Source organism: Nocardia pneumoniae NBRC 100136, from assembly GCF_000308755.1.
Taxonomy (GTDB): Bacteria; Actinomycetota; Actinomycetes; order Mycobacteriales; family Mycobacteriaceae; genus Nocardia; species Nocardia pneumoniae.
On sequence record NZ_BAGF01000035.1, the window covers coordinates 1 to 18,266 of the forward strand.

An 18,266-nucleotide genomic window follows, 5' to 3' on the forward strand; every position below is an offset into this window, starting at 1 on the left:
AGCGCGGCTGACCGCACTGTTGCGCGGCGACGGGGACGGCGGGCGGCCGATCGGTATCATCAGTGGCCCGCCCGGGGTCGGGAAGTCGAGTCTGGCACTGCGGGTGGCGCACGCGCTGCGCACGGATTTTCCGGACGGTCAGCTGTATCTGGATCTGCATGGCTATAGCGCGATGCCGACGTCGACGGCGTACGAGGCACTGGACCGTTTCGTGCGGGCGCTCGACGACACCGCGCGGGGCGATCCCGAACTGGACGAAGAACGGCTGGCCCAGCGCTACCGTGCGTTACTCGATGGTCGGCGAGTGCTGGTGGTGATCGATAACGCGCTGACGCCGGAGCAGGTGCGGCCGCTGTTGCCGCCGCCGTGCTCCGCGGCGGTCGTCACCTCGCGGGGTCCGCTGTCCGGGCTGGTGGTGCGGGACAATGCGGTCCGGCTCGTGCTGCGCCCGCTGGCGCCGGTCCATGCCGAGGCATTACTGCGGACCGCGACCGGCTCGCCGGACAGTGGTGCCGCGGCGACGGTGGCGCGGATGTGCGGATATCTGCCGTTGACGCTGAAGATCGCGGCCGAACATGCGGCCCTGTCGAGCCTCACCCTGCCGGAACTCGCGGCGGAGCTGGCGAACGAACGCAACCGGCTGGACGCACTGGCCGGTGTTGACGGTGACCCGACATCGGAGGTACGGATGGTGTTCTCCTGGTCTTACCGACATCTGCCCGAGGATCTGCGCCGGGCGTTCCGGCTGCTCGGACTGCACCCGGGCGGTGAGTTCAGTACCACCGCCGCGGCGGCGCTGCTGGGTCTGCCGCCGGATCGAGCGCGCCGGACCCTCGACGCACTGGTGGCGTTCAGCGTGCTGGAGCGCCTGTCCCGCGATCGCTACCGATTGCTGGACCTGCTGCGGGAGTACGCCGCCGAGCGGGCTGCCGAAGACGAGCCGGAGAGCGAGCGCCACGCGGCGCTGACCCGAGAATTCGATTGGTACGCCCACACCGTCGACGCCGCAGACCGGCTGCTGGCGCCGATGCGGCGTCACGTGCCGCTGGGGCCGCCCGGTCCCGGAACCCCGATCACCGAGCTCGGTACCTATGACGCCGCTCTGCGCTGGTGCGATTCCGAACGAGCCAATCTGACCGCGGCGGTGCGGGCCGCGGGTACCGATGGTATGCCGGACCTCGCCTGGCGGCTGGCCCTCGCGGCGGTGACCTTCTACAAGATCCGCCGCTACCATGACGATTGGCTTGCGACCAGCGAGCTCGCCGTGGCCGCGGCACGGGCGGCGGGTGATGCCTTCGCCGAACAGTGGTGCCTGACCAGCCTGGGTGGCGCGCTGGTCGAGGTCGGCCGGATCGATGAGGCGCGGTCGGCGTACGAGCAGTCTCTGCGGATCAATCGCGAGATCGGGGATCGGATCGGGGAGGGGATGGCGCTCGGGAACCTCGGGGAGGCCGCGCGCGAGCTCGACCGCCCCGACTACGCGCGTGAGCTGGGCGAGCAGGCGCTCGCGATCTGGCGCGAGATCGGTGATCGGCGCAACGAGGCGATCGTGCTGCGGGATGTGCTGGCGCGGACGCGATTCGATCGCGGTGACTACCCAGCGGCGGAACAGCTCTACCGGGATGCCCTTGCGGCGTGTCACGGCATCGACTCGCATACCGAGGGGAACGTCCTCCACGATCTCGGCATGACCCTGCAGGCCATGTCGCGGCCCGGTGAGGCCGCCGACACCTATGAAGAGGCGCTTGCGGTGCGGCGAATGAGCGGCGACCGTTTCGGGGAGGGCGAGACCCTCGCTGCCCTCGGCGAGGCCCGCACGCTGCTCGGCGACCGGGTCGGGGCACAGAGCGCCCTGCTCCAGTCTTTGGGCGTCTACGGGGAATTGGGGTCGCCCCGCGCCGACGCCGTTCGCGCGCGACTGCGTCAGCTCGGGTTCGATCCGGAGGAGCGCCAGCCCGGTTAGACGGCCGCTATCCCGCCCGTTCGGCGCGGATCGCGCCGAGCGAGGTTCCGCGCTCGGCCAAGCCGTCCGCGACCCGCCGCTCGATATGGGTGATCACGGCGAAGAGATCGGCGCAGTAGACCGATGGATTGCGGAAGCCGCTTCCCGGTCGATACCGATGTGGATAGAGCCCGCCGCCGCAGATCCGGCGATGGACGCACGCGCGACAGGTGTGCGACAGCGCGTCGAACCCGAGTTGCCTGGCCACGAAGGCGGGCAGCTGTAGTACCTCGTCGAGCGAGTGCCGGACGACATCGAGCCCGGTGGCTGCCGCCCCCTCGTGCACCGCTTTCATGCTGTCGACCTGCTCATAGGAGCCGTCGGTCTCGATGACGACGAGCGTGACCGGATTCAAGCCGAATGACTCGTAGCTCTGAGTGCCCCCCAGCACCAGATGCACCAGGTCTTCGAAGATGCGCACCCTGCATGGACGTTCGGGTGCGTCGAACCACTGGTCGAAAATGGGGATGAGCCAGTCGGCATACGGCGTGCTCCGGTCGTCGGGGATCAATCCGGGCGGCGGGTTCTGCCAGGTGCCGTGCGGGAGAAGAAAATCGAGCGCGGGAACATCCAGGTCGAGCAGGCCACGCCAGACTCGGAGCGGGTCGGCCTCGAGCTGAACCGTGCTCAGCACTCCGCTGAAGAACGCGCTGCGGGCCGGTTCGCGCATGACTGCGATGGCCGCCGACACAGCGTCGTAACTGGATCTGCCGTCGCGGAAGCGACGGTGCAGATCGTTGGCCGTTCGGTCGCCGTCGAGGCTGATGCCGACACCGATGTCGGCGGCAATCAAACGGTCGGCCGTCTCCGCGTCGAGCAGCACACCGTTTGTCTGAATCGACGTGACGACCCGGATTGGAGCGATTCGGTCGCGCAGCGTCTCGACGATCCGCACGACGTAGCCGGGGCCGCCGAGCAAGGGCTCGCCACCGTGTAGCCGGACCGTGACGCTGTCCAGGTCGTGCGCCCGGGCGTGCTCGGCGATGCGATCGGCTGTGGCGGCGACGACGTGCGGCGTCATCCTGCGGGGTTGGTTGCGCCAGGATTGGTCCGCCAGGTGGTAGACGTAGCAGTAGTCACAGTCCAGATTGCAGCGCGACTGCACCTTGAGGATGAACTCGCGGAACGGGTGCAGGTTCTCGCTCGGTCGCCGCGTGCGCGGGCCGAAGCCCGGCCACGGCAGATCCGCGGGCATCGAACGATCCGGTTACCGGTCGTGTCGTGGGGTTCGAGCCGCAGTGACCAAGCGGCCGTTCGAGCTATGGGCGTAGGCGGCGCAGTCCTCGGCCCGGGGGTCTCGCAGGCGCTCCAGGGCCAAGTCGAGCGCGGCGGCCGGAGCGGAACCCGGCGAGATCTGGGTGGGCGAATTCATGGCGGCTCCTTCCGCAAAATGCAGCTCTATCATCGCATTTCAGCCACTGCGATGGGGTCCGAACGGAGAGGCCGGCCACCGATCGGGCCGCCGCGCGGGGTCGCGGGTCCGTCGGTCCCGGTGTGCCGGGTGTCCGGGTCGGCACTTGTCGGTGCCGGTCCCTAGACTCATGCCCGTGAGTTCACCGACGACTGCCCAGCGTTCCGCCACCGCGTCCGACCCTGCCGGGGACCGGCCGACGCTGCTGCTGCTGGACGGGCATTCGATCGCCTACCGCGCGTTCTTCGCGCTACCGGCGGAGAACTTCAAGACGGTCACCGGGCAGACCACGAACGCGGTGTACGGGTTCACCGCGATGTTGATCAACCTGCTGCGCGACGAGAAGCCGACGCATGTGGCCGCGGCGTTCGACGTGTCGCGCCAGACCTTCCGCGCCGAGGCGTACCCGGAGTACAAGGCCAACCGCACCACCACGCCGGAGGAGTTCCGCGGGCAGGTCGAGCTCACCAAGGACGTGCTCGGCGCGCTGGGCATTCCGGTGATGGCGATCGACGGCTTCGAAGCCGACGACATCATCGCCACGCTCACCACGCGCGCGTCGGCCCAGGGCTTCCGCGTGCTCATCGTCACCGGTGACCGGGACTCCATCCAGTTGGTCGACGAGAACGTCACCGTGCTGTACCCCCGCAAGGGTGTCTCCGACCTGACCAGGTTCACCCCCGACGAGGTGATGGCCAAGTACGGTCTCACCCCGAACCAGTACCCCGACTACGCGGCGTTGCGCGGCGACCCGAGCGACAATCTCCCGGGCATCCCCGGTGTCGGAGAGAAGACCGCCGCCAAGTGGATCCGCGAGTACGGCAACCTGAACGCCCTGGTCGACAAGGTCGACGAGGTGAAGGGCAAGGTCGGCGACGCGCTGCGGGCCAACCTGAGCAGCGTGGTGCTCAACCGCCAGCTCACCGAGTTGATGCGGGACGTGCCGCTGCCGTACACGCCCGACCAGCTGGCGCAGGGGCCGTGGGATCGGGAGAAGATCCACCGCTTGTTCGACGATCTCGAGTTCCGTGTGCTGCGCGACCGGCTGTTCGAGACGCTGGCACCGCCGGAACCCGAGGCGGAGGCGGGCTTCGAGATCAGCGGCGGCGCGCTGGAGATCGGCGCCGTCGCCAGCTGGCTCGCCGAGCACGCGAAAGCCGGTGTGCGCCATGGCGTCTCGATCGTCGGAACGGGTACTCCGGCGCACGGTGACGTGCGCGCGATCGCCATCGCGGCCGGTGACGGCGAGAGCGGCTACATCGACGTCACCGTGCTCACCCCGGAGGACGAGGCGGCGCTGGGCGCCTGGCTCGCCGATCCGGCCGTGCCGAAGGCGCTGCACGAGGCGAAGGCCGCCGTGCACGCGCTACGCGGCCGCGGCTGGACCCTCGGCGGGCTGACCAGCGACACGGCGCTGGCCGCCTACCTGGTCCGCCCCGGCCAGCGCACCTTCAACCTCGACGACCTCTCGCTGCGCTACCTGCATCGGGAGCTGCGCGCCGAGACCGCCGAGACCGCGCAGCTGTCCCTGCTCGACGAGGAGGACACCGTCGACGCCGAACTGGCGCGGGCGCAGATGCTGCGTGCCCGCGCCGTCGCCGACCTGGCCGACGCGCTGGACGAGGAGCTGGGCAAGATCGAGTCCACGCCGCTGCTGGCCGATATGGAGCTGCCGCTGCTCGGCGTGCTGTCCACGCTGGAGGACGCGGGCATCGCGGTGGACACCGATCAGCTGGCGACGTTGCAGCGGCAATTCGCCGACCGGGTCACCGAGGCGGCCAACGCGGCCTACGACGTGATCGGCAAGCAGATCAACCTGGGTTCGCCCAAGCAGCTGCAGGTGGTGCTGTTCGACGAGCTGGACATGCCGAAGACCAAGCGCACCAAGACCGGCTACACCACCGACGCGGACGCGCTGGAGTCGCTGTTCGAGAAGACCCAGCACCCGTTCCTGGAGCACCTGCTCGCGCACCGCGACGCCACCCGGCTCAAGGTCACCGTCGACGGCCTGCTCAAGTGCGTCGCCGAGGACGGGCGCATCCACACCACGTTCAACCAGACGATCGCCGCGACCGGCCGGTTGTCCTCGACCGACCCGAACCTGCAGAACATCCCGATCCGCACCGACACCGGACGGCAGATCCGCGACACCTTCGTTGTCGGCTCCGGCTACGAGTCGCTGATGACCGCGGATTACAGCCAGATCGAGATGCGGATCATGGCGCACCTGTCCGGGGACGAGGGCTTGATCGAGGCGTTCAACTCCGGGGAGGACCTGCACAGCTTCGTCGCGTCGAAGGCGTTCGACATCCCGATCGCCGAGGTGACTCCGGAGTTGCGCCGCCGGATCAAGGCGATGTCCTACGGCCTGGCCTATGGCCTGAGTTCCTACGGACTGTCGGCGCAGCTGAAGATCAGCACCACCGAGGCGAAGGAGCAGATGGAGGTCTACTTCGCCCGCTTCGGCCGGATCCGCGACTACCTGTACGAGGTGGTCGAGCAGGCCCGCAAGGTCGGCTACACCGAGACGCTGTTCGGCCGTCGCCGCTACCTGCCCGATCTGGACTCCAGCAACCGGCAGCGCCGGGAGGCGGCCGAGCGGATGGCGCTCAACGCCCCGATCCAGGGCACCGCGGCCGACATCATCAAGGTCGCGATGATCAACGTGCACCGGGCGATGCGGTCGGCCGGGCTGCGCTCGCGGATGCTGCTGCAGATCCACGACGAGTTGCTGTTCGAGGTCGCGGAAGGGGAGCGGGAGACGTTGCAGGCGCTGGCGCGCGAACAGATGTCCTCGGCGATCGCCCTGTCGGTGCCCTTGGAGGTCTCGGTGGGCGTCGGCCGCAGCTGGGACGCCGCCGCGCACTGACAACCCGGCGAAACGCGCCGGTCGGACAGTACGGGCCCGGCTTCCGGCTTTTCGGGAGCTATCATCGGCTCGCCGCGCCAGCAAAGGAATCACCGTGAACGGGACGCGTGTCCCGCCGCGCGCGGGCATCTACCGTGAAGCTGGTCATATAGGGATTCACGCATACCGAGCGCAGGGGATGTCCCATGACTGTCACCGACGAATACCTGGCGAACAATGCGGCGTACGCGAGCACCTTCCAAGGCCCGCTACCTTTGCCGCCCTCGAAGGGCGTGGCCGTGGTCGCGTGCATGGACGCGCGGCTCAACGTCTACGGCGCGCTCGGCCTCGCGGAGGGGGAGGCGCACGTCATCCGCAACGCGGGCGGTGTGGTGACCGCCGACGAGATCCGCTCGCTGGCGATCAGTCAGCGGTTGCTCGGCACCAGGGAGATCATTCTGATCCACCATACCGATTGCGGCATGCTCACCTTCACCGACGACGCCTTCAAGGCCGCCATCCAGGAGGAGACCGGAATCAAGCCGGAGTGGTCGGTGGAATCGTTCTCGGACCTGGAAACCGATGTGCGCCAGTCGATCGCGCGCATCGTCGCCAGCCCGTTCGTGCCGCACAAGAACGCCATCCGCGGCTTCGTCTTCGACGTCGCCACCGGCGAGCTGAACGAGGTAGCCGCTCGCTGACGGAGCGAACAGCGTGATGCGACAACGAGATTCGATGCGCCGCTCGGATCGCGCTGTGACACAGTGCTTTACTGCGGGCGTTGCCGCACCAGGCGCGCCGAACCGCTGGCGAGATCCACCTCATCGCGCGGCGGCGCGCCGTCGGACTTGTCTTCCCGATGCATCAGCGTGGTCATGCGCTGCTCGAATTCGTAATGCTTCGCGCCCTGGAACAACGCCGTCACCTCTTCGAATCCGACGGCCGACACCGGACGACCGGACCGTTTCCTGGTCCACGGCAGTACGCGGCTTCCGGTGAGTTTGTTCCACCCGACTTCGGCGAAGGCGAGCGCGATGAGCAGCAGGGACAGACCCGGGATGGTCATGGCGACGAGACCCATGCCACCGACGGTACCTTCGCGCTGCCCGCAACCTCCTGAACTGCGCGAATGGTACTCGCCAGTAGACAAATCGGGCACTCGGATATGGTTGCTATTGCGCCGCGATGTCCCTATCCTCGATCGCGTGCCGAATCCCGTCGACCGCCACAGTGCAGCGCTCCGCGTCGCAGACCGCGACCGCGCTGTGTCCATGGCGTCGCTCACCGGGCCCTCCGTGGTTGCGTCGGCTACCGCCGCCGCGCCGGAGGATCGTGCCGGGCTAGTTCCGCTTACCGCGATGGTGGCGCGGCGTCGTCGAGGCCTCGTAGTAGCCCGCCGTAGCGGGGTCTGATCCGGACCGGCTCCCTCGCTGCGGGCTGTTCGACTTGTTAGTGCTGGTCCCCTCTGTCAACTCCAGGCACGACATTCTTCGGGAAGACCTACTTTCAATGACCATCCTGTCTCTCGATACCGAAACCTTCCATGCCGCCGCTCCCAAGGGCCTGCGGGCCGAAAGCGCCGGCCTCACCTCGGCGGAGTTCCACCGCCGCTACTGCGAGCACAATGGCCCCATCCGCCTCGGTGACTGGTCGCCTGCGGGCAGCCGCACCGCCGAGTTCACCGCCACCCTCGAGTTCGCCGGGCACCTGCGGACCGTCGTCGCCACCGGCAGCCCGGTCGCGGCGATGACCTCGGCCCTCTACGACGAGGGATTCCCGGTGGAGATCCTGCAGTTCCACCAGCGGCGCACCGCGAGTGGCACCGCCACCTTCGTGCAGTGCGAATGCGACGGCAGGCGCGGCTGGGGCGCGGCCATCGCCGACGACGGAGCCGAATCGACCGTGCGCGCGATGATCGCGGGCGTCAACCTGCTCGGCGCGTCCTGATAGCGAACGTCGACCGCGGGGAGGCGGAACACCCCGCGGTCGACGCGTCTCATCCGGCTGCGGACGCACGCCAGGCCCGGACTCGGACTGCCCCTCGCAGGGCGTCCGTGTCCGGGCCTGGCGTCGTATCGGTGTCGCGCGGGAACTTACCGCGCCGCGGTCACTGCTGACCGGCCTGCTGTTCAGCGAGCTGCTTGCGCACCTCGTCCATGTCCAGCGCCTTGACCTGGGTCACCAGATCCTCGAGCGCGGCGGGCGGCAGCGCGCCGGGCTGCGCGAAGACCAGCACACCCTCCCGGAAGGCCATGATGGTCGGGATCGAACGGATGTTGGCGGCCGCCGCGAGGCCCTGCTCGGCTTCGGTGTCGACCTTTCCGTGCACCACGTCGGGGTGCTTGTCGGAGGAGGCCTCGAAGGTCGGTGCGAAACTCTTGCACGGGCCGCACCAATCGGCCCAGAAATCGACGAGTACCACGTCGTTCCCGGTGACTACCTCGTCGAAATTCTGCTGGGTCAGCGTCTGGGTGGCCATGACGTCCTCTCGTTTCGGTGTGCCAGCTATAACGCGGGCTGCCTCGGTTATCTTCCACGGCGGATCCGGCCGACCGGCCACTCGCGCCGCTGATCACCATCCCATCGACGGATACCCAGCACGGTCGCCGGAAAATCCCGGTCCCGGGCGACGGCGTGGATCGCCTCCCCGAGCAGCTGCGGCGGCACCCGCCTGGCCAGGGTGATGTGCGGTGTCCAGGCGTCCGGGCGCAGGTTGGCCGGAATGCCGGGGCAGGGGGAGATCGTGTGGAAGATCCGCCGGTGCAGCGTCAGCAGCGGCTCCGACGGCGCCACCAGCCGCACCAGGATTAGGCGGCGCGCACCGAAGACCGCCAGCCCGCCGAGGCGCACCGCGATCGGCGCGAAGGCCTGCTCGTGCAACGCCTGCTCGATGCGCGGCCACACCTGCTTGGCCACCGCGGCGGTGATGTGCGGGCGGTTGGTCTCGTCGGTGCGCGCGGCCAGGCTCGACACGCCGGCCTCCGCCAGCAGCCGCCACTGCTGGCGGATCTCCGCGTCGGCGGCGTCATCGAGGAGTAGTTCGACCGACTGCACCATGGTTCCCCGAAGGTAACCGCATCGGGGGCCTGCGCGGGCCGGTTCCGCCGTCGGGGTGCCGCGGCGGGAGGATGTTCCGGTGAACGACGCGAACAAACCCCGTGCGGCGCTGCGGCTGGGCCTGATCGACGGTGACGGCATCGGGCCCGAGGTGGTGCGCGCCGCCAGGCAGGTGGTCGACGAGGCGCTGTCGGCGGTCGGCGCGGCGCCGGTCGACTGGGTGCCGCTGGCGATGGGACACCGTGCCATCGCCGAATTCGGTACTCCGCTGCCCGAGCGGACGCTCGACGCGCTCGACGGAGTGGACGGCTGGATTCTCGGCCCGCACGACAACGCGTCCTATCCCGCCGAGCATCGCGCCGCGGTGGCGCCGGGCGGCGCGATCCGCAAACGCTTCGACCTCTACGCCAATATCCGTCCCGCGCGGGCGTTTCCGGGCGTGCACGCCACCGCGCCGGACATCGATCTGGTGATCGTCCGGGAGAACAGCGAGGGCTTCTACGCCGATCGCAACATGTTCGCGGGCACGGGCGAGTTCCGGCCGACACCGGATGTCGCGATGTCCGTCGGCCTGGTGACCCGCGCCGCCTGCGAGCGGATCGCGCATCAGGCGTTCCGGCTGGCCGAGACGCGGCGCAGGCGGGTGACCATCGTGCACAAGGCCAACGTGCTGCCGCTGACCATGGGACTGTTCCGGGACGTCTGCTACGAGGTGGCCCGGTCCTATCCGGGTGTCGAGGTCGACGACGAGCACGTCGACGCGGCCGCCGCGCACCTGGTCCGCGCCGCCGCCGACTACGACGTGCTGGTCACCGAGAACCTGTTCGGCGACATCCTGTCCGACCTGGCGGGGGAGTTGAGCGGCTCGCTCGGACTGGCCGCGTCGCTGAACTGTTCCGCGACCAGGGCCATGGCCCAGGCCGTGCACGGCGCCGCCCCCACACTGGCCGGGCACAATCGCGCGAACCCCGCGGCGCTGCAGCTGTCGTCGGCGATGTTGTTGCGGTGGTTGGCGGTCAGGGACGCGGAGACGGCGTTCGCCCGGGCCGGAGCGCGGATCGAGCGGGCCGTCGCCGCGACGCTCGAGGCGGGCGTCGCCACCGCCGACCTCGGCGGCCTGGCTTCGACCAGCGAGTTCACCGAGCAGGTGTGCGCCAGGGTGCACCGCAGATAGCGCTGTGCATCCCAAAGCCGCTGGTCACCGAGCAAGCGGGTAGGGTGTCGCGGCGATGTACCGGCACGTGGACGCCAGGGCACCGTGCAACGACTTCGTGTCGCTGTTTCCGCACTGCCCAGCGCGAACCGCGCCGGTCGCTTAGATTGCCAAACGGGTGGTGACGCCCGGGTTGCGTGTAGTCGAAATGTGGAGGACTGCTGTGTCTGATCGATCGTTTCCCGGCAGGCGCGCCCTGCGGGCCGCACTGGGCGTGCTCGCCGCGGGCGCACTGGTGCTGACGGGCTGTACCACGAACACCGAGGAGTCCGGGCCCTCGGTGCCCAAGGTGCAGGTGGACAAGGTCGACGAGATCGCCGCGCAACTCCCCGACAAGATCAAGCAGTCGGGCAAGATCGTCGTCGGCGTGAACATCCCCTACCAGCCCAACGAGTACAAGGACGCCAGCGGCCGGATCGTCGGCTTCGATGTGGACCTGATGGACGCCGTCGCGACCGTGCTCGGCGTCAAGGCCGAATACGTCGAGTCGGCCTTCGAGAAGATCATCCCCGCGATCCAGGCGGGCACCTACGACGTGGGCATGTCCTCGATCACCGACTCCAAGGAACGCGAGCAGCAGGTCGACTTCACCACCTACTTCAACGCGGGCATCCAGTGGGCCCAGCAGAAGGGCAAGCCGGTCGACCCGGAGAACGCCTGCGGCAAGAAGGTCGCCGTGCAGGCAACCACCGTGGAACACACCGACGAGGTGCCCGCCAAGAGCGCCAAGTGCGTCGCCGAGGGCAAGCCCGCCATCGATATCAAGCCGTTCGACGAGCAGAGCGCAGCGACCAACGCGCTGGTCCTCGGCCAGGTCGACGCCATGTCGGCCGACTCTCCGGTGACCGCGTACGCGATCAAGCAGAGCGACGGCAAGATCGAGACCGCGGGCCCGGTGTTCGACTCCGCGCCGTACGGCTGGGCGGTGCCCAAGGGCGCGCCGCTGGCCGCGGTGTTGCAGAAGGCGGTCCAGCACCTGATCGACAGCGGTAAGTACCTCGAGATCACCAGGAACTGGGGTGTCCAGGACGGCGCCATCACCAAGTCCGTGATCAACGGCGCCGTGAGCTGATCGATGACCGACAACGACACCCGGCCGGCGCCCGGCGATCCCGGGCCCGACAGGGCGGACTCGACGCGGGAACCGGAGCCGATCAAAGCGGTTCCGCTGCGCAGGCCCGGTCGCTGGATAGCCGCGGCGATCATTCTGATCCTGGTGGCGCTGTTCGTCTACGGCGCCGCGACGAACCCGGCCTACCGCTGGGATACCTACGGAAAGTATCTGTTCGACAGCCGGATCACCGCCGGCGCCATCGTGACGCTGGAATTGACCGTGCTCGCGATGGCCATGGCCGTCGCGCTCGGGACGGTGCTGGCCGTGATGCGCCTGTCGCCGAACCCGGTCCTGCGGGCCACGGCGTGGGTGTACCTGTGGATCTTCCGCGGGACTCCGGTCTTCGTGCAGTTGGTGTTCTGGGGTCTGTTCCCCTCGCTGTATCGGCAGATCCACCTCGGCGTTCCGTTCGGCCCGCAGTTCTTCGAACTCGACGTGCAGGGGCTGCAAGCGGCGTTCGCCTTCGCCGTGATCGGTCTCGGCCTCAACGAAGCCGCCTACATGGCCGAGATCGTCCGGGCGGGCATCAATTCGGTCGGTGAAGGGCAGCGGGAAGCGTCCATAGCGCTCGGTATGTCCTGGAGCCAGACCATGCGCAGGACGGTTCTGCCGCAGGCGATGCGGGTGATCATTCCGCCGACCGGCAACGAGCTCATCGGCATGCTGAAGACCACCGCGCTGGTCACCGCCATCCCGTTGAGCACCGACCTCTACGGCCGGGCTCGCGATATCTACGGGGTGAACTTCCAGCCCATTCCGCTGCTGCTGGTCACCGCCACCTGGTATCTGGCGATCACCAGCGTGCTGATGGTCGGGCAGTACTATCTCGAGCGCTATTACTCGCGCGGCGTCTCCCGGCAGCTGACCGCCAAGCAGCTGCAGGAACTCGCCGACGCCCAAGCGGTGGTGAAGGCGAAATGAGCACCGATCTCGGAAAGACCACGCCTCCGTCGATGATCGTCGCGGATCGGGTGTGCAAGAACTTCGGTGCGCTGCAGGTGCTCAAAGGCGTTTCGCTCGAGGTGGGCCGCGGCGAAGTGCTGTGCGTCATCGGGCCGTCCGGCTCCGGCAAGTCCACCTTCCTGCGCTGCATCAACCACCTCGAACAGGTGAACGCGGGCAGGCTGTACGTCGACGGCGAACTGGTGGGCTACCGGGAGAAGAACGGCAAGCTCTACGAGCTGCATCCGCGCGACGCGGCCAAGCAGCGCCGCGAGATCGGCATGGTGTTCCAGCACTTCAACCTGTTCCCGCACCGGACCGCGCTGGAGAACGTCATCGAGGCGCCCACCCAGGTCAAGAAGGTCCGCAAGGCGGAGGCGGTGACCCGGGCGCGAGAACTGCTGGACCGCGTCGGCTTGGCCGAGAAGGCGAACGCCTATCCGGCGCAGCTGTCCGGCGGCCAGCAGCAGCGCGTGGCCATCGCCCGCGCGCTGGCCATGGACCCGAAGCTCATGCTGTTCGACGAGCCCACCTCCGCGCTGGACCCGGAACTGGTCGGCGAGGTGCTCACCGTGATGCGCGAACTCGCGGAGTCGGGCATGACGATGGTCGTGGTCACCCACGAGATGGGCTTCGCGCGGGAGGTCGCCGACCAGTTGGTCTTCATGGACGGCGGTGTGGTCGTGGAGGCGGGGCCGCCCCGCGAATTGCTGGCGAACCCGCGGCACGAGCGCACCAAGGCGTTCCTCTCGCGGCTGCTCTGAACCGGGCGCAGCGCGGCGCGAACCGCCGCCGAGCAGGTGTGTCAACGAGCAAGGCAGGGGCGTTGCACGCGGTTCGGCTGAGGGTGATACCTGCGGCCGTGTCGCGCGTCCCTTTACATGGCGGCGCGCAAGGCGATTCGCAGCTGACCGAGGAGGACCTTGGCCGCCGGACTACTCGGATGATGGGTGCGCCAGGCCAGTGCGAGCTGTCCACATAGTTCCGGCTCGACGATGCGGACGGCCCGCACCCCGAATGCCGCGGCCTCCTGTGTGGTGAGCGCGGGCACCACGGCGACGCCGAGGCCGCGCGCGGCCAGTCGCAGCAGCAGCGGGGGCGCCGCCGCCTCGTAGGCGATGCTGGGCTCGAAACCCGCGGCGGCGCACGCACGCTGGAATACGCCGCGAATACCGGTGCCTGGGGGCAGGCAGATCAGCGGACGATCACGCAGCGCCGCGAGCGGAATCTCGGCGTCGTAGTCGGCGTCCGCCACCGGGACCGCTGCCACTATCGCCGTGTCCAGCACCACGTCGATGCCGATGCCGGGATCCAGTTCCGCTCCGGTCAGTCCGACCAGCGCGATGTCCAGTTCGCCGCGGCCGAGGGCGGCGAGCATCCGCTCGGACGTGTCCTCGCTGAGGCTGATGGCGACCTGCGGATGGTCGTCGTGGAAATCGGCGAGCACTGCGGCGACATCGAATTCCTCGACCGCCGCGCCGGAGATGAGCCCGACCCGGACCTGTCCGCGCAGCAGGCCGGTGAACTCGTCCACGGTCCGGGTGATCCGCTCGGCAGCGGCCAGCGCCTCTTCCGCGTGCGGCAGCACGGCGGCGCCGACTTCGGTGAGCCTCACCGTGCGCCCGCCGCGGTCCAGTAGCGGCTGGCCGAGTTCGCGTTCCAGTTGCCGGATCTGCGCGCTGAGACCGGGCTGGGCCAGATGCAGCCGGGCCGCGGCGCGGGTGAAGCTGGCCTCCCGCGCGACCGTGACGAAGTACCGGAGCTGGCGCAATTCCATAACTGTTGATTCTAGATCACAGAAGAACTATCTGTTTTACTTCTTGATCGCGGTAGAGCATCGTCGAAGGCATGGGAAACAACACCGCACAGACCATCGACATCGACGCCTTCACCGGTCCCGTCTTCCGCCCGGGCGAACCGGACTACGACGCGGAGATCGCCGGTTTCCAGACCGCCTACACCCACCGGCCCGCGCTGATCGTCGGCGCGGTGCACGCCGAGGACGTGCGCGCCGCGGTGGAATACGCCGCGCGCCACGATCTTCCGATCGCCGTGCAGGCCACCGGGCACGGGCTGTCGGTCGCGGCCGACGGGGGAGTGCTCATCAGCACGCGCCGGATGACCCGCATCCGGATCGATCCGGTGAGCCGGACGGCGCACATCGGCGCGGGGGTGCGCGCGGGCGCGCTGGTCGAAGCGGCCGCCGAGCACGGGCTCGCGCCGCTGAACGGTTCGTCGCCCTCGGTCGGTGTGGTGGGTTACCTGCTCGGCGGCGGGGTCGGGCTGCTCGCCCGGCAGTTCGGGTACGCCGCCGAGCACGTCCGGGCGATCGAGCTGGTCACCGCCGACGGCCGGGTGCGCACGCTGCGGCCCGGCGACGAGCTGTTCGGCGCGGTGCTCGGTAGCGGAGGCAACTTCGGCGTCGTCACGGCGCTGGACGTCGCGCTGGTTCCGCTCACCGAGGTGTACGGCGGGCAGTTGGTGTTCGACACACCGCTGGTCGAGCCCGCGCTGGACGCGTGGCGGCGGTGGACCGCGACCGTGCCGGACGAGCTGACCTCGACGGTCACCATGCTCGCCTTCCCGGATATTCCGCAGGTGCCCGCGCCGCTGCGCGGGCGGTACGTCGCCTCGATTCGGATCGCCTTCACCGGCCCGGCCGAGGAGGGCGAGCGCCTGGTCGCGCCGCTGCGCGCGGTCGGCGAGCGGCTGAGAGACGACCTGCGCGCGATGCCCTACACCGAGTCGCACACCATCCACAGCGACCCCGACCACCCGCATGCCTACGCCGCCACCAACGCGCTGCTCGGTGCGCTCCCCGAGGACGCGGCCGCCGCACTGCTGGCCGCCGCCGGTCCGGAGTCCGGCGCGGGCGCGGTCGTCGACGTCCGTCATCTCGGCGGGGCGTTGGCTCGTCCGGGCGACGCCGGAATCGCGGTGGATCATCGCGAGGCCGAGTACATCGTGCGGATCATCACCGCACCAGAAGACGACGCGGCCCGGGCCGCGATCCGTGCCGCGCTGGCGCCGTGGACTCTCGGGCACAGCCTGAATTTCCTCTACGGCGCCGGCGAGGAGGCCGACGAGGCGCAGACCCGCGCGGGATATCGGCCCGAGACCTACGCGCGGCTGGCCGCGCTCAAGGCGAAGCACGACCCGCGCAACCTCTTCCGCTTCAACCGCAATATCCGGCCCGCCCGCTGATGCCCTTCGCGCCGTCGCGCCCTGGTCGGCGCGACGGCGAGATGCTATCTTCGTGATATCACTCTGATATTGGGAGGATGTCATGCAGTTTCGCTCCGCGTTCCGCCTCAACGGCTTCCTGGTGCTGTTGGGCTGGTTCGTGCTCACGGTGGCGTTCGGCGCCGCCGCGGCGCTCGGTTTCGTCGCGGGAGCCAAGGACGGCAACGCGCTCGCTATCGGCGGTGCGGTGGCCGCGACGGTCGTCGTGGTGGTCCTGCTGTTGCTCGCGACCGGCCTGACCGTGGTGAACCCGAACGAGGCCAAGGTGGTGCAGTTCTTCGGCCGCTACGTCGGATCGGTGAGCGAGCCGGGGTTCTTCTCGGTGCTCCCGTTGACCGACCGCAAGAGCATCTCGCTGCGCGTGCGCAACTTCGAGACCCAGAAGCTCAAGGTCAACGACGCCGACGGCAACCCGGTGGAGATCGCCGCCGTGGTGGTCTACCGGGTGGTGGACAGCTTCAAGGCCGCCTTCGCCGTCGACGACTACGAGGAGTACGTCGAGACCCAGTCCGAGGCGGCGGTCCGCCATCTGGCCACCACGCATCCCTACGACGCGCACGACGCGGGCCGCACCAGCCTGCGCGACGGCGCCGAGGTCGCCGAGGAACTCACCGTCGAACTGCGGGAGCGCACCGAGATGGCGGGCATCGAGGTGCTGGAGGCCAGGATCACCCACCTCGCCTACGCGCCCGAGATCGCCCAGGCCATGCTGGTTCGCCAGCAGGCCGCCCAGGTGGTCGCGGCGCGCACCCGGATCGTCGAGGGCGCGGTCGGCATGGTCGGCTTGGCGCTGGAGCGGCTGGCCCAGGAGGGCATGGTGGAGCTGGACGAGGAGCGCAAGGCGGCGATGGTGTCGAATCTGCTCGTCGTGCTCTGCGGTGATCGTCCGACCCAGCCCGTCGTCAACGCCGGTTCGCTCTACTCCTGAGGCGGGCGGCCCGTGGCTGAGCGGAAGAAACTGCTGCTACGCCTGGACCCGGCCGTCCACGACGCCATCGCGAAGTGGGCGGCCGACGACCTGCGCAGTATCAATGCCCAGATCGAGTACGCGCTGCGCCTGGCGCTGGCACAGGCCGGGCGCACACCCAAAACCGGTGAGGGAACGGCGTCGGCAGGGGCGACCGAGTGACGCTGCGGCGCGTTCCGGACCGGAAATGGCTGGTGCCGGACCTTCCCGGCGCGAAGACTGGTTATCAGCAACCTTCCAGCGGCCCGCACCGAAAGGGGAGTCCGATGACCACGACAGTGCACGTCGACAACACCGTGCGCGACTACGACACCTGGAAGAGGATGTTCGACGATCTGGAACAGTTCCGCGCCGAGGCCGGAGCCCGCACCTGCCGGGTGGAGCGGTTCACGCACAACCCGAACCGGGTGCTCATCGACCTGGATTTCGATACCGCGGCAGCGGCCGAAGCCTTCCGGGACGCATTGCACAAGATCACCGACAGCGCACAGGCCCAGGCGATGCTGGTCTTCCACGAGGTCTCCCTCCTCGAACTGGTCGACGAGCACCACCCCTCCTCGCTCACGGCTTCCTAGTCACGAAGATGGCGGTGCCAGGGAACAGCTCGCCGCGCAGCGGGCTCCACTGGCCCCATTCGCGGTCGAGCCATTCCGGCCACTCCGGCTCGACGATGTCCTCCACCACCAGTCCCGCCGCGACGATCTCCCGCACCCGGTCGCCGATGGTCCGGTGGTGCTCGACGTAGGTGGGCACGCCCGCGTCGTCCACCTCGACATAGGGGGTGCGGTCGAAGTAGGGGATGGTGGCGGTCAGGCCCGCCGGGCCGGGATCGTCCGGGAAGATCCAGCGCATCGGGTGATTCACCGAGAACACCCACCGTCCGCCCGGCCGCAGCACCCGCGCCACCTCGCGCATCACCAGCGCCGAGTCGGCGACGAACGGCACCGCGCCGAACGCCGAACAAGCCAGGTCGAACGACGCGTCGGCGAACGGAAGGGCCTCCGCGTCCGCCTGCACCAGCGGCACCCGCGGGCCGCCGCGGGCCATGACGGCCTGTCCCCGCTCCAGCATCCCGTGCGACAGGTCCAGCCCTACCGGCCGCGCGCCCTGCCCGGCCAGCCAGCGCGAGCAGGGCGCCGAGCCGCAGCCGATCTCCAGGACCACTTTGCCCGCGACGTCGCCGAGCAGCCGCCAGTCGCCCTCGTGCACGCCCTCCGGGCACCACACGAACTCGCCGCCGGGGGAATCGACGCCGAGGAACTCCGCGTGCGTCCTGTGGTACTCCGCGGCGTCGGCATCCCACCAGCGTCGGCTGGCCAGCCTGCTGGCCGCCGATCCGATCCGGGTACGGGTCGTGCCCGCCGTTCCGAGCAGTGCGTTTGCTTGCGCGTGGTGATCTTCCGACACGCCGATCAGACTATCGGCGTGGCGGCCCGACCGGTTTGCCCGGCCGGACCAAGGTCGCGTAC

Annotated in this window: 19 protein-coding genes; 12 read left to right on the forward strand and 7 right to left on the reverse strand. The window is 69.1% G+C overall.

The genetic code is table 11. The features are described 5' to 3' along the window. On the forward strand, positions 1-1,963 hold a 1,963-nt coding region (locus ON34_RS09855), incomplete at its 5' end, for an ATP-binding protein (RefSeq protein WP_051022333.1). Positions 1,964-1,970: 7 nt separating this feature from the next. Here ON34_RS09855 and ON34_RS09860 read toward each other — a convergent pair. Together ON34_RS09860 and ON34_RS09865 are read right to left on the reverse strand one after the other, a co-directional pair. Beyond that, the gene (locus ON34_RS09860) at positions 1,971-3,197 is read right to left on the reverse strand and encodes an FxsB family cyclophane-forming radical SAM/SPASM peptide maturase (protein ID WP_051022334.1); all 1,227 of its coding nucleotides are present in this window, start codon (positions 3,195-3,197) and stop codon (positions 1,971-1,973) included. A 12-nt stretch (positions 3,198-3,209) separates the two neighbouring features. Then, positions 3,210-3,374 (reverse strand): hypothetical protein, encoded by a 165-nt coding sequence (locus tag ON34_RS09865; RefSeq protein WP_157172245.1) that lies wholly within the window; start codon positions 3,372-3,374, stop codon positions 3,210-3,212. 169 nt (positions 3,375-3,543) lie between these two features. Between ON34_RS09865 and polA the strand changes: the two genes are divergently transcribed. Beyond that, a complete protein-coding gene (gene polA / locus ON34_RS09870) occupies positions 3,544-6,282 on the forward strand; it encodes a DNA polymerase I (RefSeq protein ID WP_040777318.1) in 2,739 nt (912 codons plus the stop codon). A gap of 185 nt (positions 6,283-6,467) precedes the next feature. After that, a complete protein-coding gene (locus ON34_RS09875; protein WP_040777320.1) occupies positions 6,468-6,962 on the forward strand; it encodes a beta-class carbonic anhydrase in 495 nt (164 codons plus the stop codon). A gap of 68 nt (positions 6,963-7,030) precedes the next feature. Here the strand turns inward: ON34_RS09875 and ON34_RS09880 are convergent, their stop codons facing one another. After that, on the reverse strand, positions 7,031-7,342 hold the full coding sequence (locus ON34_RS09880; protein ID WP_040777322.1) for a DUF6191 domain-containing protein: 312 nt from the start codon (positions 7,340-7,342) through the stop codon (positions 7,031-7,033). 428 nt (positions 7,343-7,770) lie between these two features. Between ON34_RS09880 and ON34_RS09885 the strand changes: the two genes are divergently transcribed. After that, the gene (locus tag ON34_RS09885) at positions 7,771-8,208 is read left to right on the forward strand and encodes a 2-isopropylmalate synthase (protein ID WP_040777325.1); all 438 of its coding nucleotides are present in this window, start codon (positions 7,771-7,773) and stop codon (positions 8,206-8,208) included. A gap of 160 nt (positions 8,209-8,368) precedes the next feature. On the opposite strand, the gene trxA is transcribed toward ON34_RS09885, so the two are convergent. Together trxA and ON34_RS09895 are read right to left on the reverse strand one after the other, a co-directional pair. After that, positions 8,369-8,740 carry a thioredoxin gene (gene trxA, locus ON34_RS09890; RefSeq protein WP_040777328.1) on the reverse strand — a complete coding sequence of 124 codons (372 nt, stop codon included), beginning with the start codon at positions 8,738-8,740 and terminating at the stop codon, positions 8,369-8,371. A gap of 47 nt (positions 8,741-8,787) precedes the next feature. Next, complete coding sequence (locus tag ON34_RS09895) at positions 8,788-9,318, reverse strand: 2'-5' RNA ligase family protein (RefSeq protein WP_040777331.1); 531 nt, start codon at positions 9,316-9,318, stop codon at positions 8,788-8,790. A 79-nt stretch (positions 9,319-9,397) separates the two neighbouring features. Between ON34_RS09895 and ON34_RS09900 the strand changes: the two genes are divergently transcribed. From ON34_RS09900 to ON34_RS09915, 4 genes are all read left to right on the forward strand, one after another. Continuing rightward, positions 9,398-10,492, forward strand: a complete 1,095-nt coding sequence (locus tag ON34_RS09900; RefSeq protein WP_040777575.1) for an isocitrate/isopropylmalate dehydrogenase family protein — start codon at positions 9,398-9,400, stop codon at positions 10,490-10,492. Between the two features lie 187 nt (positions 10,493-10,679). Then, a complete protein-coding gene (locus ON34_RS09905) occupies positions 10,680-11,603 on the forward strand; it encodes an ABC transporter substrate-binding protein (protein WP_083889274.1) in 924 nt (307 codons plus the stop codon). Between the two features lie 3 nt (positions 11,604-11,606). Then, positions 11,607-12,566, forward strand: a complete 960-nt coding sequence (locus tag ON34_RS09910) for an amino acid ABC transporter permease (protein WP_040777333.1) — start codon at positions 11,607-11,609, stop codon at positions 12,564-12,566. Between the two features lie 32 nt (positions 12,567-12,598). Further along, the gene (locus tag ON34_RS09915) at positions 12,599-13,351 is read left to right on the forward strand and encodes an amino acid ABC transporter ATP-binding protein (RefSeq protein WP_040777579.1); all 753 of its coding nucleotides are present in this window, start codon (positions 12,599-12,601) and stop codon (positions 13,349-13,351) included. Between the two features lie 113 nt (positions 13,352-13,464). Here the strand turns inward: ON34_RS09915 and ON34_RS09920 are convergent, their stop codons facing one another. Then, positions 13,465-14,364 (reverse strand): LysR family transcriptional regulator, encoded by a 900-nt coding sequence (locus ON34_RS09920; protein WP_040777336.1) that lies wholly within the window; start codon positions 14,362-14,364, stop codon positions 13,465-13,467. Between the two features lie 71 nt (positions 14,365-14,435). Here ON34_RS09920 and ON34_RS09925 point away from each other — a divergent pair, with 71 nt between their 5' ends. The 4 genes from ON34_RS09925 (at position 14,436) to ON34_RS33460 (ending at position 17,372) form a co-directional block, all read left to right on the forward strand. After that, the gene (locus tag ON34_RS09925) at positions 14,436-15,791 is read left to right on the forward strand and encodes an FAD-binding oxidoreductase (RefSeq protein ID WP_040777339.1); all 1,356 of its coding nucleotides are present in this window, start codon (positions 14,436-14,438) and stop codon (positions 15,789-15,791) included. Positions 15,792-15,873: 82 nt separating this feature from the next. After that, positions 15,874-16,758, forward strand: a complete 885-nt coding sequence (locus ON34_RS09930) for an SPFH domain-containing protein (protein WP_040777342.1) — start codon at positions 15,874-15,876, stop codon at positions 16,756-16,758. A gap of 12 nt (positions 16,759-16,770) precedes the next feature. After that, positions 16,771-16,959, forward strand: coding sequence for a type II toxin-antitoxin system antitoxin (locus ON34_RS09935; protein WP_040777345.1), 189 nt, complete (start codon positions 16,771-16,773; stop codon positions 16,957-16,959). Between the two features lie 104 nt (positions 16,960-17,063). Then, positions 17,064-17,372, forward strand: coding sequence for a hypothetical protein (locus ON34_RS33460; RefSeq protein ID WP_051022335.1), 309 nt, complete (start codon positions 17,064-17,066; stop codon positions 17,370-17,372). On the opposite strand, the gene ON34_RS09945 is transcribed toward ON34_RS33460, so the two are convergent. Continuing rightward, a complete protein-coding gene (locus ON34_RS09945) occupies positions 17,359-18,204 on the reverse strand; it encodes a class I SAM-dependent methyltransferase (protein WP_040777348.1) in 846 nt (281 codons plus the stop codon). The two genes, ON34_RS33460 and ON34_RS09945, sit on opposite strands and share 14 nt — an antisense overlap. Between the last annotated feature and the right edge of the window lie 62 nt (positions 18,205-18,266).

Bases quoted from the DNA above. Each gene is read 5' to 3' on its own strand.
- ON34_RS09860 (WP_051022334.1), bottom strand. From the start codon at position 3,197: ATGCCCGCGGATCTGCCGTGGCCGGGCTTCGGCCCGCGCACGCGGCGA.
- ON34_RS09865 (WP_157172245.1), bottom strand. From the start codon at position 3,374: ATGAATTCGCCCACCCAGATCTCGCCGGGTTCCGCTCCGGCCGCCGCG.
- polA (WP_040777318.1), top strand. From the start codon at position 3,544: ATGCCCGTGAGTTCACCGACGACTGCCCAGCGTTCCGCCACCGCGTCC.
- ON34_RS09875 (WP_040777320.1), top strand. From the start codon at position 6,468: ATGACTGTCACCGACGAATACCTGGCGAACAATGCGGCGTACGCGAGC.
- ON34_RS09880 (WP_040777322.1), bottom strand. From the start codon at position 7,342: ATGGGTCTCGTCGCCATGACCATCCCGGGTCTGTCCCTGCTGCTCATC.
- ON34_RS09885 (WP_040777325.1), top strand. From the start codon at position 7,771: ATGACCATCCTGTCTCTCGATACCGAAACCTTCCATGCCGCCGCTCCC.
- trxA (WP_040777328.1), bottom strand. From the start codon at position 8,740: ATGGCCACCCAGACGCTGACCCAGCAGAATTTCGACGAGGTAGTCACC.
- ON34_RS09895 (WP_040777331.1), bottom strand. From the start codon at position 9,318: ATGGTGCAGTCGGTCGAACTACTCCTCGATGACGCCGCCGACGCGGAG.
- ON34_RS09905 (WP_083889274.1), top strand. From the start codon at position 10,680: ATGTGGAGGACTGCTGTGTCTGATCGATCGTTTCCCGGCAGGCGCGCC.
- ON34_RS09910 (WP_040777333.1), top strand. From the start codon at position 11,607: ATGACCGACAACGACACCCGGCCGGCGCCCGGCGATCCCGGGCCCGAC.
- ON34_RS09915 (WP_040777579.1), top strand. From the start codon at position 12,599: ATGATCGTCGCGGATCGGGTGTGCAAGAACTTCGGTGCGCTGCAGGTG.
- ON34_RS09920 (WP_040777336.1), bottom strand. From the start codon at position 14,364: ATGGAATTGCGCCAGCTCCGGTACTTCGTCACGGTCGCGCGGGAGGCC.
- ON34_RS09925 (WP_040777339.1), top strand. From the start codon at position 14,436: ATGGGAAACAACACCGCACAGACCATCGACATCGACGCCTTCACCGGT.
- ON34_RS09930 (WP_040777342.1), top strand. From the start codon at position 15,874: ATGCAGTTTCGCTCCGCGTTCCGCCTCAACGGCTTCCTGGTGCTGTTG.
- ON34_RS33460 (WP_051022335.1), top strand. From the start codon at position 17,064: ATGACCACGACAGTGCACGTCGACAACACCGTGCGCGACTACGACACC.